This window comes from Pseudogemmobacter hezensis (assembly GCF_013155295.1).
GTDB lineage: Bacteria > Pseudomonadota > Alphaproteobacteria > Rhodobacterales > Rhodobacteraceae > Pseudogemmobacter > Pseudogemmobacter hezensis.
This window is the reverse complement of sequence record NZ_JABJXT010000014.1, coordinates 76,715-92,679: the sequence shown is the minus strand read 5'-3', so window position 1 is coordinate 92,679 and position 15,965 is coordinate 76,715. Positions and strand designations below refer to the sequence as shown.

Annotated in this window: 16 protein-coding genes; 9 read left to right on the top strand and 7 right to left on the bottom strand. The window is 63.7% G+C overall.

Annotation, left to right across the window (positions count from 1 at the left end):
• Nucleotides 1–15: 15 nt before the first annotated feature.
• Entirely contained in the window at nucleotides 16–2,358 is a 2,343-nt protein-coding gene (locus HOY34_RS15555; protein ID WP_172364452.1) for a DEAD/DEAH box helicase, read from the bottom strand.
• 240 nt (nucleotides 2,359–2,598) lie between these two features.
• Here HOY34_RS15555 and HOY34_RS15550 point away from each other — a divergent pair, with 240 nt between their 5' ends.
• Nucleotides 2,599–3,852: a DNA polymerase IV gene (locus HOY34_RS15550; RefSeq protein WP_172364450.1), complete on the top strand. Its 1,254-nt coding sequence runs from the start codon at nucleotides 2,599–2,601 to the stop codon at nucleotides 3,850–3,852.
• A gap of 33 nt (nucleotides 3,853–3,885) precedes the next feature.
• Here the strand turns inward: HOY34_RS15550 and HOY34_RS15545 are convergent, their stop codons facing one another.
• Nucleotides 3,886–4,230 (bottom strand): DUF8846 family protein, encoded by a 345-nt coding sequence (locus tag HOY34_RS15545; protein ID WP_172364449.1) that lies wholly within the window; start codon nucleotides 4,228–4,230, stop codon nucleotides 3,886–3,888.
• An 82-nt stretch (nucleotides 4,231–4,312) separates the two neighbouring features.
• Nucleotides 4,313–5,140: a 2,3,4,5-tetrahydropyridine-2,6-dicarboxylate N-succinyltransferase gene (gene dapD / locus HOY34_RS15540; RefSeq protein ID WP_172364447.1), complete on the bottom strand. Its 828-nt coding sequence runs from the start codon at nucleotides 5,138–5,140 to the stop codon at nucleotides 4,313–4,315.
• Nucleotides 5,141–5,289: 149 nt separating this feature from the next.
• Here dapD and HOY34_RS15535 point away from each other — a divergent pair, with 149 nt between their 5' ends.
• Nucleotides 5,290–6,111, top strand: a complete 822-nt coding sequence (locus HOY34_RS15535) for an LOG family protein (RefSeq protein WP_172364445.1) — start codon at nucleotides 5,290–5,292, stop codon at nucleotides 6,109–6,111.
• A gap of 76 nt (nucleotides 6,112–6,187) precedes the next feature.
• Here HOY34_RS15535 and HOY34_RS15530 read toward each other — a convergent pair whose 3' ends face one another.
• Nucleotides 6,188–6,895 (bottom strand): glutathione S-transferase N-terminal domain-containing protein, encoded by a 708-nt coding sequence (locus HOY34_RS15530; RefSeq protein WP_172364443.1) that lies wholly within the window; start codon nucleotides 6,893–6,895, stop codon nucleotides 6,188–6,190.
• 150 nt (nucleotides 6,896–7,045) lie between these two features.
• On the opposite strand from HOY34_RS15530, the gene mscL reads away from it, so the two are divergent.
• A complete protein-coding gene (gene mscL, locus HOY34_RS15525) occupies nucleotides 7,046–7,432 on the top strand; it encodes a large conductance mechanosensitive channel protein MscL (protein ID WP_172364441.1) in 387 nt (128 codons plus the stop codon).
• A 178-nt stretch (nucleotides 7,433–7,610) separates the two neighbouring features.
• Here the strand turns inward: mscL and rpsU are convergent, their stop codons facing one another.
• Nucleotides 7,611–7,817, bottom strand: coding sequence for a 30S ribosomal protein S21 (rpsU, locus tag HOY34_RS15520; protein ID WP_082400860.1), 207 nt, complete (start codon nucleotides 7,815–7,817; stop codon nucleotides 7,611–7,613).
• A gap of 107 nt (nucleotides 7,818–7,924) precedes the next feature.
• Between rpsU and HOY34_RS15515 the strand changes: the two genes are divergently transcribed.
• Nucleotides 7,925–8,629, top strand: a complete 705-nt coding sequence (locus HOY34_RS15515; RefSeq protein WP_172364439.1) for a COQ9 family protein — start codon at nucleotides 7,925–7,927, stop codon at nucleotides 8,627–8,629.
• 84 nt (nucleotides 8,630–8,713) lie between these two features.
• Nucleotides 8,714–9,712, top strand: a complete 999-nt coding sequence (locus HOY34_RS15510) for an NAD(P)H-quinone oxidoreductase (RefSeq protein WP_172364437.1) — start codon at nucleotides 8,714–8,716, stop codon at nucleotides 9,710–9,712.
• 23 nt (nucleotides 9,713–9,735) lie between these two features.
• Here the strand turns inward: HOY34_RS15510 and HOY34_RS15505 are convergent, their stop codons facing one another.
• A complete protein-coding gene (locus HOY34_RS15505; protein ID WP_366926969.1) occupies nucleotides 9,736–10,404 on the bottom strand; it encodes a ribonuclease T2 family protein in 669 nt (222 codons plus the stop codon).
• A gap of 147 nt (nucleotides 10,405–10,551) precedes the next feature.
• Between HOY34_RS15505 and HOY34_RS15500 the strand changes: the two genes are divergently transcribed.
• Complete coding sequence (locus HOY34_RS15500) at nucleotides 10,552–11,319, top strand: DUF1013 domain-containing protein (RefSeq protein WP_172364433.1); 768 nt, start codon at nucleotides 10,552–10,554, stop codon at nucleotides 11,317–11,319.
• 172 nt (nucleotides 11,320–11,491) lie between these two features.
• Nucleotides 11,492–11,968, top strand: coding sequence for a CAP domain-containing protein (locus tag HOY34_RS15495; protein ID WP_172364431.1), 477 nt, complete (start codon nucleotides 11,492–11,494; stop codon nucleotides 11,966–11,968).
• A gap of 15 nt (nucleotides 11,969–11,983) precedes the next feature.
• Here HOY34_RS15495 and HOY34_RS15490 read toward each other — a convergent pair whose 3' ends face one another.
• Complete coding sequence (locus HOY34_RS15490) at nucleotides 11,984–12,328, bottom strand: hypothetical protein (protein WP_172364429.1); 345 nt, start codon at nucleotides 12,326–12,328, stop codon at nucleotides 11,984–11,986.
• Nucleotides 12,329–12,463: 135 nt separating this feature from the next.
• Between HOY34_RS15490 and rnr the strand changes: the two genes are divergently transcribed.
• Together rnr and HOY34_RS15480 are read left to right on the top strand one after the other, a co-directional pair.
• Entirely contained in the window at nucleotides 12,464–14,710 is a 2,247-nt protein-coding gene (gene rnr, locus HOY34_RS15485; RefSeq protein WP_172364427.1) for a ribonuclease R, read from the top strand.
• Complete coding sequence (locus tag HOY34_RS15480; protein WP_172364425.1) at nucleotides 14,707–15,936, top strand: lytic murein transglycosylase; 1,230 nt, start codon at nucleotides 14,707–14,709, stop codon at nucleotides 15,934–15,936. Before rnr ends, HOY34_RS15480 begins: the two co-directional genes overlap by 4 nt.
• The last annotated feature ends 29 nt before the right edge of the window (nucleotides 15,937–15,965 follow it).

The following is a 15,965-nucleotide window of genomic DNA, read 5'->3' as shown; positions in this document are numbered from 1 at the left end:
TTCAGCCCTGGCCGATCAGCCGCGCGGACGTTTCGGCGGCACGAAGCGCTTCGAGGTGTCGCGGGCGTCAACCGGCTTTGCCGCAGGTTTACGCGCCGCAAAGGGCTTGCCTTCGGGTTTCGCGCCATGGCTTTTGGCCCCGGCGCTGCGGGCAGCAGGCTTACCACCGTCTGCCTTGGCATAGTCACGCTTCACGAAGGGCCGCCCCTCGGCGCCACCTTCACCACGCGGTTTGCGCGGCGCATCGTCACGCGCGCCATAGCCCTCGCGGGGTTTGGATCCTGCCGCATGGCTTTTGAACCCGGTCGAGCGGGCGGGCCGGTCAGGGCTGCCCCCATGCGAGCGATACCCGGCCGAGCGCGGCGCGGATTTCGCCGGGCGGTCGTCGCGCATCGGACGCTCGCCTTCGGTGGGTGTCCAGCGCGGCTTTGCCCCGTCACCTTCGTCACGGCGGGCATAGGGCTTTTTCGGCGCATCGCCATCGTCACGTTTTGCCCAGGGCTTCTTCGGTGCATCACCGTCTTCGCGCTTTGCCCATGGTTTTTTCGGGGCGTCGCCCTCTTCACGCTTCGCCCAGGGCTTTTTCGGCGCGTCGCCGTCTTCGCGTTTCGCCCAGGGCTTGCGGGCGGATGCGCCCTCTGCCGCCTCGCGCGGGGCGCGGGGCTTGCGCGGGGCATCGCCCTCATCATCACCAAAGCGCGGCTTTGCGCCCCAGGCGGGCTTGCCCTCACGCGGGGCGCGGGCCGGACGATCAGAGGTCACGCGCCCTTTCGGCCCGAATTCCGGGGCCTCGGCCACGCGCTCCATGGTCAGGCCAGGCTCGATCTCGGTCATTTCGCGGAAACGCCCGGCCAGCGGCTCGGCGATCTGCACATAGGTCACGTCCTGCTGCACGCGGATCGCGCCGATCCCGTCTTTCGCAATGCCACCGGCTTCGCAGATTTTCGGCAAAAGCCAGCGGGCCTCGGCCCGGCCCTCATGCCCGACCGAAAGCTTATACCAGACCGAGGGCCCGAATTCGCCACGCTCGCGGGGCGGCAGCGGGGCCGGGGTCGGCAGATCCTCGACCAGCTCTTCGGGGGCAGAACGCTTGGCCCGCCACAGGCGCACAAAGGCCGCCGCGATGGATTCGGGGCCATGTGCTTCCAGCAGTTCTGCCGCGATGCCTGCCTCTTCACCGACATCCGCCGTCAGCGCCGGGTCAGAGACCAGACGCTCATCCTCGCGGGCCTGAACCTCATCGGCGCCCGGGGCCTTGCCCCATTCAGCAACCAGTTTGGCGCCCTGCAGGATGCGGTTTGCCTTGCGGAACTCGGCCTGCGGCACCACCAGAACCGAGGTGCCCTTGCGGCCAGCGCGGCCCGTCCGGCCAGAGCGGTGCAAAAGCGTTTCCGGGTTGGTCGGCAGATCGGCGTGGATCACCAGATCCAGCCCCGGCAGGTCGATGCCGCGTGCGGCCACGTCGGTCGCAATACAGACACGCGCCCGGCCATCACGCAGCGCCTGCAGCGCGTGCAGACGCTCGCTTTGCGACAGCTCGCCCGACAGCGCCACCACCGGGAAGCCCCGGTTCACCATCCGCGCATGCAGGTGGTTCACATTGGCGCGGGTCTTGGCGAAAACAATCGCCACTTTGGCGTCATACCAGCGGATCAGGTTGAAGATCGCCGGCTCTTTGTCGCGGTTCGAGACCGAAATCGCCTTATATTCGATGTCAGCATGCTGGCTGGCCGCGGATTTCACCTCAACCCGGCGGGCGTCGCGCTGATAGGTCTCAGCGAGGCGGGCGATCTCTTTGGGCACCGTGGCCGAGAACATCAGCACGCGCTTGTCTTCGGGGGCCGCGCCCAGCAGGAACTCCAGATCCTCGGCAAAGCCCATATCCAGCATCTCGTCAGCCTCATCGAGGACGACGACGCGCAGCTCTGACAGATCCAGCGATTTGCGCTCGACATGGTCGCGCAGACGGCCGGGGGTGCCGACCACGATATGCGCGCCACGATCCAGCGCCCGGCGCTCGGTGCGGTAATCCATGCCGCCGACGCAAGAGGCGACGGTCGCGCCCTCATAAAGCCAGACCAGCTCGGCCTGGACCTGCAGCGCCAGCTCGCGCGTCGGTGCGATCACCAGCGCCAGCGGTTTGTCGGCGGGCAGGAAGCTGTCGATGCCGCCCAGCACCTCGGGCGACATTGCAAGGCCAAAGGCCACGGTTTTGCCAGAGCCAGTCTGCGCCGAGACCAGCAGATCGCGCCCGGCCAGCGAGGGCTCCAGCACGGATTCCTGCACCGGAGTCAGTTGCGAATAGCCCTTGGCTGCGAGCGCCGCCTGAAGCGGGGCCGCCAGAGAATCAATCGTCATTATTTGTCCTGTCAGGGGGCCAGATGCCCCCGAATATGAGCCAGAGATCAGCCCACCGCCCCGCCGCAACCCTCCCGGTTACGGCCCGGAGCATTCAGGCCTGACCGCGCCATACCGCGTTTTTGCCCCGCTGTCCATGAAGCTGCGCAAGGAATAGCCAAATGATATGCGCCCTGCCTGCGGGGGCGGCCCCCATCCCCCCTGTTCTGCGGCGGATGTTCTGGATATGATCTCCCCATCATGCCAGGGTTTTGCCGCGATTGTCAGAGCAGATTTGAAAGCGGCCGGCGCTGCCCGGTCTGCCGCTCGCCGCGGGTGATTGCGCACCCCGAGCTTGAGACGCTTTCAATCGCCCATATGGATTGCGACGCCTTTTATGCCAGCGTCGAGAAGCGCGACAATCCGGCCCTGCGCGATCAGCCGCTGATTGTCGGCGGGGGCAGGCGCGGTGTGGTTTCAACCTGCTGCTATCTGGCGCGGATCCGGGGCGTGCGGTCGGCTATGCCTATGTTCCAGGCGATGAAACTCTGCCCCGAGGCCGTGGTGGTGCCGCCCCGGATCAGCCATTACGCCGAGGTCTCACGCCAGATCCGCGTCATGCTGGAAGAGCTGACCCCGGATATAGAGCCGCTGTCGCTGGACGAGGCCTTTCTTGATCTGTCGGGCACGCAAAGGCTGCATGGGGCACCGCCTGCGATCATGCTGGCCAGGCTGACCAAACGGATGGAGATCGAACTGGGCATCACCGGCTCTGTCGGGCTGTCGCATAATAAGTTTCTGGCCAAGATCGCCTCGGATCTTGATAAGCCACGCGGCTTTTCGCTGATCGGCCGTGCCGAGACGGCGGCTTTCCTTGCGCCACAGCCGATTGGCCTGCTTTGGGGGGTTGGCACCAGCACCCAGGCGGCGCTGCAAACGGCGGGGATTCGCACCATCGCCGATCTTCTGCGGTGGGAGCGCGCCGATCTGACCGCGCGCTTTGGCCAGATGGGCAGCCGCCTGTGGCATCTGGCCCGGGGTGAGGACAATCGCCCCGTCAGCCGCGACGAAATCCCGAAATCCATCTCGAAAGAAACGACATTCGACGGCGATCTGTCAGACCCAGACCTGCTGGACGGGCATCTGTGGCGGCTGGCCGAGCAGGCCTCAGACAGGGCCAAGGCCAAGGGCCTTGCGGGGCGCACCGTGACGCTGAAGCTGAAGAAAAGCGATTTCCAGACCGTGACCCGGCGGCAGGCGCTGGCCGATCCGACCCAGCTGGCAGACCGGATCTATCGCACCGCGCGTGACATGCTGGACAGATCAGGGGCGACGGGCCCGTTTCGGCTGATCGGCACCGGGATCACCGATCTTTGCGCCGCAGATCTGGCTGACAGCAGCCCCGATCTGCTGGACCCAGGCGCCCGCACAAGGGCCCGCGCCGAGCATGCTGCCGATACAATCCGGGCCCGGTTTGGCAAGAATGCGATCATCAAGGGCCGGGCGCTGCGCTAGCTCCCTGCCACTCAAGCTGTCACTAAAGGGAAATCAGTCGAAAAACGGCGTCATCTGCGCCACAATGACCGAGTTTTCGGCCAGAGCACGCTGCATCAGCTCGGCCTCTTCCTCACCGATTTCGTCGCCAGCGGCACGGCGCTCATCCAGGGTGCCCATTCCCTGCACCTCCAGCGGCGCAAGATCGGCGTCTTTGAGAATGGCCACAGTTTCGCGCACCGCTTCGGCCTCGTCCACACCAGAAGCATAGCACATCAGCGCAGCCCCGGTGGCCTTGTCGGGCAAGCCGTCACCGGCCTTGCGCCCCACCTCGACCACCAGGGTGTAGACCTGCTGCGGGCGTTTTTCCTTAACCGGTTTTTCGTCCTGTTCAGCCATATCGCGCTGTCCCCCTGATCCTTCAAAGGATCAGGACCGATTTCTTCGAAGAAACCGGCCCCGCCCCGTTACCACCTGGCGCTCAGTCGCGCAGAAGCTCGTTGATCGAGGTTTTTGAGCGGGTCTGCGCATCGACCCGCTTCACGATCACCGCGCAATAAAGGTTCACGCCATTCTTTGACGGCAGCGACCCTGCCACCACGACCGACCCTGCCGGAACCTCGCCATACATGATCTCACCCGTCTCGCGGTCGACGATCTTGGTCGATTTGCCGATGAACACGCCCATGCCAAGCACCGAGCCCTCGCGCACGATACAACCCTCGACCACCTCGGAACGGGCACCGATAAAGCAATTGTCCTCGATGATCGTCGGGCCAGCCTGCATCGGCTCCAGCACGCCACCGATGCCGACGCCGCCCGAGAGGTGCACATTCTTGCCGATCTGGGCGCAGGACCCAACCGTGGCCCAGGTGTCGACCATGGTGCCCTCGTCAACAAAGGCGCCGAGGTTCACGAAAGACGGCATCAGCACCACGCCTTTGGCGATATAGGCAGAGCGGCGCACGATGCAGTTCGGAACCGCTCGGAAACCGGCGGTTTTCCAGTCAGCCTCGCCCCAGCCATTGAACTTGCTGTCGACCTTGTCCCACCAGGTGCCGCCCTGCGGGCCGCCTGCGTGGATTTCCATGTCCTTCAGGCGAAAGCCCAGCAGCACCGCCTTTTTCGCCCATTGGTTCACATGCCAGTGGCCATCCGCCTGGCGCTCGGCCACGCGCAGCGCCCCTTTGTCCAGCGCCTCAAGCGTTGCCTCGATGGCATCGCGGGCCTCGCCTTTGGTGGCGGGGGTGATGGTATCGCGGGCCTCCCAGGCAGCCTCGATTGCGGTTTCCAGCGCGGCATTCGACATGTGCAACTCCTTGGGCAGCATTCGTTCGGGGGCAGGGTTTCGTTCGGGGCAGTGTTTTGTTTGTACTTTACGCGCTATAGAGGTTGAGGCGGGCTCACGCAATCGACCCCGGTCCGGTGGGGGCCCGTCAGAACACAGTGGGAGGTATCATGAACGACGAGTCGCGCAATCATCCGTTTCGGGACAGCGCTCTGGATCTGGCGGCAGCCGATCAATGCCCCGATACGCTGCAGACCCGCGCCCCGGCCTATCGGCTGGCCTTTGCCGACCAGGATTTCCTGACCCGCGAAGATCTGCGCCCCGTTCGCCTGCAGCTGGAATTGCTGAAACCGCAGCTGATCATGGATGAGCGCGGGATTGAAACCACCATCGTTCTTTTCGGCGGTGCCCGCATCCCCGCGCCCGAAAATCGTGACGGCGCAAAGACCAAAACCCTTGCCGATCTTTCGCCCTATTACGAAGAGGCGCGGCGCTTTGCGAAAATCATGACAGAGCGCAGCCTTGCCACCTATGGCCGCAAGGGCGTGATCGTCACCGGCGGCGGCCCCGGCGTGATGGAAGCGGGCAATCGCGGCGCCGCCGATGCGGGCGGGCATTCCATCGGCCTCAACATCGTGCTTCCGCACGAGCAGGCGCCGAACGCCTATGTCTCGCCGGATCTTTGCTTCAACTTCCACTATTTCGCCATCCGCAAGATGCATTTCCTGATGCGGGCCGAGGCGATCGTGGTCTTCCCTGGCGGTTTTGGCACCATGGATGAGATGTTCGAGGCACTGACCCTGATCCAGACCCAGCGGATGAAGCCGGTTCCCTTCCTGCTGTTTGGCAAAGAATGGTGGGAGAATGTGGTCAACTGGCAGCAGCTGGCGGATGCGGGCGTGATCAGCCCCGAGGATCTCGACCTTTTCAAACTGGTCGAGACCGCAGAAGAGGCCATTCAGGTGATCGACGGCTGGAAAAAGCCCTGTTGAAAACAAACGGGCCGCAGATCGCTCTGCGGCCCCATTCAAAACCCGCTTCAAAACCCGGCTCAAAGCCGGAACGGGATTACTTTTCAGGCACCGGCGGAATGTTCAGCGACCGCTGATAGGCCGGAATGGCGCGGAAACGCTCAAGATAAGCGGGAACATTGCGCAGGCTGGCCCAGTCGACCTTCTCATGGCCTTTGTAGTATTTCACAAAGGCATCGACCCAGGGCGCGATGGAAATATCGGCCAGGCTGTAATCACCCACCACCCATTCGCGGCCCTCAAGCTGGCCATCCAGCACTTTCAAGAGGCGCTCTGCCTCCAGGCGGTACCGCTCACGCGGGATCGGATCCTCGACCCTGGTCCCGGCATAAAGGTGGAAAAAGCCGAACTGGCCGAACATCGGCCCCAGCCCCGCCATGCGCCACATGATCCACTGGATCACCTGCCAGCGCGCCGCCCCCTCCAGCATCAGCTTTGTCCCGGTCTTTTCCGCCAGGTAAAGCATGATCGCGCCGCTTTCAAACAGCGCCATCGGTTTACCATCGGGCCCATTCGGGTCGATGATCGCGGGGATCTTGTTGTTGGGGAAGGTGGCGGTGAAGTTCTTGCCCTCTTCGCCGGATTTGTCGAATCCGACCAGATAAGCATCATAGGGCAGGCCGATCTCTTCAAGCATCATCGAGATCTTCACACCATTGGGGGTTGGGTAAGCGTAAAGCTGCAACCTCTCTGGGTGGAGTGGTGGCCAACTGCGGGTAATCGGGAAATCGGAAAGACTGGTCAATCTGGCCTCCTGCGGCGGTTTTGATAACAGATAGGCAATTTTTCCCTGTGGGTAAGCCCCAATTTATGTGCGATATTCCGCCCGCAGCTGTGCGGGGGGCGCATAGCAACAGGACCGGCAAAAGCCGGACGAAACAAGGGACACAGTCAGATGCTCAATGAGTTCAAAGCCTTTATCTCGCGCGGCAATGTCATCGACATGGCCGTCGGTATCATCATCGGTGCCGCCTTCACCGCCATCGTCACCTCGCTGGTCGATGACCTGGTCAATCCGCTGATCGGCCTGATCATCGGCGGTATCGACTTCTCGAACCTCAGCTTCGGCCTTGGCGACGCACAGTTCAAGATCGGCAGCTTCATCAATGCCGTCATCAAATTCCTGATCATCGCATGGGTCGTGTTCCTGCTGGTCAAGGGCATCAACCGCGTCTCGCAACTGGGCAAGAAAAAAGAAGAGGCCGCACCCGAGGCACCCGCCGCCCCCACCGAGGCAGAGCTTCTGCAGCAGATCCTGGTCGAGCTGAAATCGAAAGCCTGACGAACCGAACGGCCCGCCCTGTGCGGGCCGTTTTTCTGTCTGCGTGCCAAAACCTGCCGCAGAAAAAGGAAAACCCCCAACCACAAGGGGCGGGGGTTGACCTTGTAAGGGCCGAACGGCCCCAGTGTTCACGTCCCGATAAATCGGGGAACGCCTCAAAGTTACCTCGCGGTAAAACTCAGAGTGCGCCTTCGCGTTGCGCCTTCTTGCGCGCGAGTTTACGCGCACGGCGGATCGCTTCAGCTTGCTCACGAGCTTTTTTAACCGACGGTTTCTCGAAATGTTGCTTAAGCTTCATTTCACGGAAAACGCCTTCGCGCTGCAGCTTCTTCTTCAGGGCACGGAGTGCCTGTTCGACGTTATTGTCACGAACGCTGACCTGCATGTGGTTGTCACCACCTTCCTAAGCTAGAGTTGCACATATTCGTGCAGGCCCGCCGCGCATAGCAGACCAAAGGACATCTGTCCACCATTCGACCAGGAGAGACGGCAATGGAAGCAGCGATCACAAGGGAAAAACTGCTGGATGCGGCGCTTTCGCATGTGGCTTTCGATGGCTGGTCAGAGGCGACGCTGAAGGCCGCCGCCGCTGATTCGGGGGTGGATCCGGGGCTGGCGCAGGCGCTGTTCCCGCGCGGCGGCGTCGATCTGGCGCTGGCCTGGCATCAGGCGGGCGACCGTGAGATGGTCCGCCGCCTGGGCGAAGAGGATCTCAGCGCCCTGCGGTTTCGGGACCGGGTGGCGCGGGCGGTGATGCTGCGCCTTGAGCTGGCCGACCGCGAGGCTGTGCGCCGTGGCACCACGCTTTTCGCCCTGCCCCAGCATGCAGCCGATGGCGCAGGCGCGATCTGGTCCAGCGCGGATGCGATCTGGACGGCGCTTGGCGATACCTCGGATGATGTGAACTGGTACACCAAACGCGCCACGCTTTCGGCAGTTTACGGCGCGACGGTTCTTTTCTGGCTGGGCGATGACAGCCCCGATCTGCAGGCGACCCGCGACTTCCTTGATCGCCGCATCGAGGGCGTGATGTGGTTTGAAAAAACCAAAGCGGCGCTTGCAAAGAACCCTCTGGGCAAGGCACTGATGTCTGGCCCGCTTGGGTTTTTGGCACGGATCCGCCCGCCGCATCGGCCCGCTGGCCTGCCCGGCCATGAAAGCGGCGCATCAGAGACCAAAGCGCCGCGCCCATTCTGAAGCATTTCCGACACCCGCCCGCACCGTAACTGCCCGCCCCATAACCGCCCGCCCACAACCGCCCGCAAAAGAGACCGCAAGCCCATGCCCCTTTCCGACAAGCTCTCTGACTCCATGCAGGCCATCGAGATCGTCGCCCCCGGCGGCCCGGATGTGCTGCAGCCCTGCACCCTGCCCGTGCCGCTGCCCGGCCATGGCCAGATCGTGATCCGCGTGGCCTATGCGGGCGTAAACCGCCCCGATGCGCTGCAACGCGCCGGGGCCTATGCGCCGCCCGCCGATGCCTCGCCGCTGCCTGGGCTGGAATGCTCGGGCACCGTGGTCGAGATCGGGCCCGGCGTCACCCGCTGGAAGATCGGCGACCAGGTCTGCGCGCTGCTGCCCGGCGGCGGCTATGCGGAATATGCGGTCTGCCATGCAACCCATGCGCTGCCGGTGCCCCAGGGCATGTCGATGAAAATGGCCGCCTGCCTGCCTGAAACCTGCTTCACCGTCTGGTCGAATATCGTGATGCGCGGCGGGCTGCAGGCGGGCGAGATCTTCCTGGTCCATGGCGGCACCTCCGGGATCGGCACGACGGCGATCCAGATCGCAAAGGCGCTTGGCGCAAGGGTCTTTGCCACCGCCGGATCGGATGAGAAGGCGCAGGTCTGTCTGGATCTGGGGGCCGAGGCCGCCTTCAACTATCGCACCCGCGATTTCGTCACCGAGATGCGCAAAATCGGCGGCGCAAACCTGATCCTCGATATGGTCGGCGGCAGCTATATCCCCCGCAATATCAAAGCCCTGGCCGATGACGGGCGCATCGTGCAGATCGCCTTCCTGCAAGGCGCCAAGGCCGAGGTGAACTTTGCCGAGGTGATGATGCGCCGCCTGACCATCACCGGATCGACCCTGCGCCCGCAAAGCGATATCGCCAAATCCCGCATCGCCGCCGCGCTGGAGCGTGAGGTCTGGCCGATGATCGCGCGGGGGGCGCTGAAAGTGGTGCTCGACAGCGAGTTTGCGCTGCGCGAGGCCTCACGCGCCCATGAGCGCATCGAATCCCCCGGCCATATCGGCAAGATCGTCCTCAAGGTCTGAGTCCTCCTCAATACCTGAGGGGGTCAGCGCATCGCCTCAAGCACCGCGTCTTTCAACCGGCAATCGCGGATCGCATCCGCACCACAGCGGCGCGGCTCCAGGTCTTTGGTCAGGCAGATCCGCACCTCGCGGATCATGCCGCCCTGGCAGATCACCGTCACCTGATCGGCTTTCAGCCCCGGATTTGCCTCAAGAAACGCGCCCTCGATCACATCGGCGGGCACTTTCAGCGTCTTTGACATTTTGGCGAAAACCGGCGGGATTTTGACCTTCTCATAGGCGGCGCGGGCGGTTTTGTAATAGTCACGTGCCGCAAGGCCCGAGCAGCGGCCATGTTTTTTCCACTGGTAGAAGGCATAGCCAGAGCCGCCCATGATATCGGCCATAGCCGCAGATTCGCCCCGGGTCGGATCGCGCTCGACCGTGCGGCAATAGGCGGGCCAGCCGCGTTCATATTGTGGCCAAAGGCCATGCAGCACAAAGGTCAGCCCGCGCCCGATATCGCATTGCGGCTCACGTCGGGCATCGCCTTCCACCTCGCACCAGGCCGAGGACCAGGACAGCGCCATGACATAATAGTCGAAATCCCCGGCCTTTTCGCCATCGGCGCGGGCAGGCCCACCAGGGCCCGCAGCCAGGCCGAAAGGCAATAAAACCAGTGCAAGCAGGCTAAGGATACGGCGCAATTTCACTTTCCCTCTCGCAGGAATCGCAGTATATAGAGGCGGATTCCCCGACATCGGAGATCGTGAACCCTGGTTCACAGCCGTTTTCCCGGCCCGGGAGAGATTTGTAAAGGCCAGCCCTGCATCAGGGCCCCGTCACTGAAAGGAAGTCCCATGTCGAAGCCGATTATGGCCCGCGCGACCGCCGTCTGGCTGGTGGACAACACGACCCTTACCTTCAAACAGATCGCCGATTTCTGTGGCATGCACGAGCTTGAGGTTCAGGGCATTGCCGACGGTGATGTCGGCGGCGGAGTGAAGGGCTTTGACCCTGTCGGCAACAACCAGCTGGAGCAGGTCGAGATTGAAAAGGGCGAGAAAGATCCGCTCTATAAGCTGAAGCTGAAATACAATGCCGCAGCCGTGGGCGAGGAAAAGCGCCGTGGCCCGCGCTATACGCCGCTGTCCAAGCGCCAGGACCGTCCGGCGGCGATCCTGTGGCTGGTCAAATTCCACCCCGAGCTGTCGGATGGTGCGATCGGCAAGCTGGTCGGCACCACCAAGCCCACCATCCAGTCGATCCGCGAGCGCACGCATTGGAACATCCAGCACATCACCCCGGTTGACCCGGTTGCCCTGGGTCTGTGCCGTCAGTCCGAACTGGACGCGGCCGTGCAGCAGGCCGTGCGCCGCAAGGCAGCCGAGGGCGGCGTGATGTCCGATGACGAGCGCCGCAAGCTGGTCTCGACCGAGCAAAGCCTCGGCATGGAGCCGGTGGCCCGCGTTGAAACCACCCTGACCGGGCTGGAGGTCTTTGGCGCCGACGCACCCCAGGAAGAAGAACCCGCCGAGGCCAAAGACTTCTCTGACGCCGAAAGCTTCTTCAGCCTGCCCGCAGGCGAGGATGAAGATGACGAGGACGAAGGCGACGCCCGTCGCTAAGCGTATTTTCGCCAGACTTTCATATAAAACAGGCGAAAAGCCGGGCATTTTGCCCGGCTTTTTTCTTTCTCTTGCCTTAGTTGAGAACTTTTTCACAGTCAGAACAGAGATTGATCAGCGGGGGCTGATCTGAGTCTGCCATTCCATAACCTTAACCAGGGTTACTGCTGCTATGAGAGTTCTGCTTCCTGCGATGGCTGCTGCCGTCATCGCATTGGCCACGCCTGCGCTGGCCTGCACTTCGCCGTCTGAGCGCCAGCAAATCCGCCAGGAGTTCACGCATTGGGTGAATGATCTGCGCGCCGAACGCGGGCTTTCGCCGCTGCGGCTGAACCAGACGCTGGACCAGGCCGCTGTCGGCCATGTCTGCGATATGGCGACGCGTTCCTTCATGAGCCATAGCGGCTCGAACGGGTCAAATCTGAAAATGCGGCTGAAACGGGCGGGCTATGGTCTGCGGATGGCCAATGAAAACCTGGCCCGCAGCTCGTCACCGCCCTCATCCTCGACGGCCGCGCGGCTTTGGCTGAATTCGCCCACCCATCTGGTGAACCTGCTGGATCCGAATATCACAGAGATGGGCCTGGCCGTCGCCGTCAATGACCGCCACACCTATTATGTGTTCGTCGGCGGGCGTCCGAAAGGCTGACCGCCGCGACCTGTGTCAAAGCGGCCATTGCGCCTTTGACAGCGTGACCAGCCCGCTGTCAGAGGCAACCTCGGGCGGCGGGGCCTCTCCGGCTTCCCAGGCGTAGATGCGGATATGGTCTGGCGTGGCATCACCGCGCCCCATGATCCGCCATTGCAGGTGAAAGCCCTCGGGCATCAGGCCTTCGGCCCAGAAGGTGATCTCTTCGCTTTCCAGCGCCTCGGCGGGCAGCGCAGACCAGCCATCCGGGCCGCCCCAGAAAACCAGCGCCTCGATTTCAGGATCACTGGCCGCCAGCGCCGCCAGCGGATGCAGGAATGCCTCTTCGGGGGTCATTTGCGACGATTTCTTCGGGGGCATTCTTCACTCCTGCCGGATGCGGCTTTGTGGGCAGATCTGCGGACGGGCCGTATAAGCGGGGGAAACCGCCCGCCGCCCCGGCCCGGGGCAAAGCGCATGCTTTCCGTGCAGCCTGCGCCGTGCTAGCGCTATGGCATGACACAGCTTCCCTCGAAAGAGCAGATCCGGCAATGGATCACCGACAATCCCGGCCTGTCGTCGAAACGCGACATCGCAAAGGCTTTTGGCCTGAAGGCAGATCAGCGCAATGAGCTGAAACGCCTGATGCGCGAGATGGAGGCCGAGGGCGATCTGACCAAACGCGCCCGCCGCTTCCTGCCCAAAGGCGAGCTGCCGCCGATTGCGCTGCTGAAAGTGCTGCCGCCCGATGCGGCGGGCGATCTGTTTGCCGAGCCGATGGAAGAGGGCGTCGATCCCGACAGCGGGCGCATCCTGATCATCGCCCAAAGGGGCGATCCGGCGCTTGGCGCGGGCGACCGCATTCTGGCGCGGCTGGCGAAGGTCGACCTCGACGATTACGTCTGGGAGGCGCGGCTGATCCGGCGCATCGGCTCGAACCCGCTGAAAGTGCTGGGCATCTTCCGCAAGGGGTCTGAGGGTGGGCGGATCGTGCCCATCGACAAGGGCCAGGACAAGGAATGGCGCGTCCTCGCCGATCAGGACATGGGCGCGAAGGATGGCGAGCTGGTCGAGGCAGAGGCCGTCGGCAATCGCCGCATGGGCCTGCCGCAGGCGAAGATCACCAGCCGACTGGGCGATCCGGCGGGGCCAAAGGCCGTCTCGCTGATCGCCATTCATCAGCATGGCATCCCCGACCAATTCCCCGACAAAGCGGTGGAAGAGGCCGACAATGCGCCCCCCTTCACCATGTCACACCGCGAGGATCTGCGGGATCTGGACCTTGTGACCATCGATCCCCAGGACGCCCGCGACCGCGACGATGCGGTGCTGGCCATGGTCGATGATGAGCCGGGCAATCCCGAGGGCTTTGTCCTTTGGGTGGCGATTGCCGATGTGGCGAATTACGTCCGCCCCGGATCGGCGCTGGATCGTGAGGCGCGGCGGCGTGGAAACTCGACATATTTCCCTGACCGCGTGGTGCCGATGCTGCCCGATACGCTGTCGGGCGATCTGTGCAGCCTGCACGAACATGTTGACCGCCCCTGTATGGCGGTTCGGATGCGGGTCAATTCCTCTGGCCAGAAGATCTCGCATCGGTTTACCCGGGGCGTGATGCGGTCAAAGGGCAGCCTGGAATATGGCCAGGTGCAGCGGGCGGTGGACGGCCAGCCCGATCAGGCGACAGAGCCGCTGCTGCCGCAGCTCAAGGTGCTTTACGACTGCTACGCGGCGCTGAAGCGCGGGCGGGCGCTGCGCCAGCCGCTGGATCTTGACCTGCCAGAGCGGCAGATCGTGCTCTCGGATGAGGGCAAGGTGCTGTCGGTCGATTTCAAAGAACGGCTTGATGCGCATAAGCTGATCGAGGAATGCATGGTGATGGCCAATGTCGCCGCCGCCGAGGAATTGCAGCGGGTGAAACAGCCGCTTTTGTACCGCGTACATGAAGAGCCCGCGCCCGACCGGCTGGAGGCTTTGCGTGAGGTGGCCGAAAGCGCCGGGCTGACGCTGGCCAAGGGCCAGGTGCTGAAAACCTCGCATCTGAACCAGCTTTTGAAACAGGCCGAGGGCGGCGAGTTTTCCGAGCTGATCAACCTCTCGACGCTGCGCTCGATGACCCAGGCCTATTACGCGCCCGAGAATTTCGGCCATTTCGGGCTGGCTTTGAAGAATTACGCGCATTTCACCAGCCCGATCCGCCGCTATGCCGATCTGATCGTGCATCGGGCGCTGATCCGGGGGCTGGGGCTGGGCCCGGATGGGCTGTCGGACTTCGACATGGAAAACATGGGTGAGACCGGCAAGCTGATCTCGGATGCCGAGCGCCGCTCGATGGCGGCCGAGCGTGACACCGTTGACCGCTATCTGGCGGCCTATCTTTCCGACCGGGTCGGCGCGACATTCACGGGGCGGGTGTCCGGCGTGCAGCGGTTCGGGCTGTTTGTGAAGCTGGATGAAACCGGGGCCGATGGCCTGGTGCCGATCCGCGAGGTCGGGCGCGAGTTCTTCCATTTCGACCCCGACAGCCAGACCCTGATGGGCGCGGATACCGGGCTGACCATCGGCATCGGCCAGAAGGTCACCGTCCGGCTGGCCGAGGCGGTTCCGGTCACCGGCGGGCTGATCCTTGAGCTGATCGAGCTGGAGGATCGCGCCTTGCCCGCAGGCCGCAGCGGCAAACGCGGCAAGGCCCCGCGCCGGGCGCAAGGCAAATCGCGCGCCGCCGAGGCCGCGAAACGCCGCGTAATGAGGCGCCGCAAATGAGGGTTTTGGCACTGATCCTGGCGCTTTTGCCGCTGCCCGCGCTGGCGCAGACCCTGGCTGAACCGGAGGGCGCGATGGCCGAGGGCCGCGAGGTCGAGACCGAGGCAGGCTTTCGCGCCTGGATCCAGGATTACCGCGTGAAAGCGCTGGAGGCCGGGATTTCGGCGGCAACCTGGGACCGTGAGATGCGCGGCGCGACCTTCCTGCCCGATGTGGTGCGGCGTGACCGCAATCAGAACGAATTCACCCGCACGATCTGGGATTACCTGGACATTGCCGTCTCGGATGAGCGGGTGGCGATGGGCCAGGCTGCGCTGAAAAAGCACGGCCCGCTGCTGGAAAAGATCGAGGCGCAATATGGCGTGCGCAAAGAGATCGTGCTGGCGGTCTGGGGGTTAGAGACCTCTTACGGCAATTTCCGGGGCAATACCGATACGATCTCGGCGCTGGCGACGCTGACCTATGACGGGCGGCGCGAGGCGTTTTTCGGCGAGCAGCTTTTGCAGGCGCTGCGTATCCTGGAGGCGGGCGAGATTTCCCGCGCCGATATGCAGGGCAGCTGGGCGGGCGCGATGGGCCACACCCAATTCATGCCGACCAGCTGGCGCGATTTCGCGGTGGATTTCGACGGTGATGGCAAGCGCAATCTGTGGTCGGATGATCCGGCTGACGCGCTGGCCTCGGCGGCGCATTATCTTGCCGAACATGGCTGGGCAGCGGGCGTGCCCTGGGGCATGGAAGTCACCCTTCCCAAAGGGTTTGACTATGACCTGACCTCAGAGCGGGTGGTAAAGACGGCGGCGGAATGGGCGGCGCTTGGCGTCACGCCTGCGGCGGGCGGGGCCTTGCCTGCGGGCGAGCGCGTGTCGATCCTGGTGCCCGCCGGGGCGCAGGGGGCGGCCTTTGCGATCTGGCCGAATTTCCAGGCGATTGAAAGCTATAACCCCGCCGACGCCTATGTGATCGCCATTGGTCACCTGGCCGACCGGATTGCCGGGGGTGAGCCGATCAGGACCGCCTGGCCCCGCCACTGGAAGGCGCTGACGCTGGAAGAGCGCAAAGAAGTGCAGGAGCGCCTAAGCGCGGCTGGTTTTGATGCCGGCGGCGTTGACGGGCGGATCGGGCCGAAAACAGTGGCTGCCGTGAAGGCCTGGCAGCGGGCACGCGGGCTGGTGGCCGATGGCTATGCCAGCCCGGATGTTTTGCGCGATTTGCGGGGGAAGTGACGATTTGGGGCCCTGCGCCCCGGACCAGG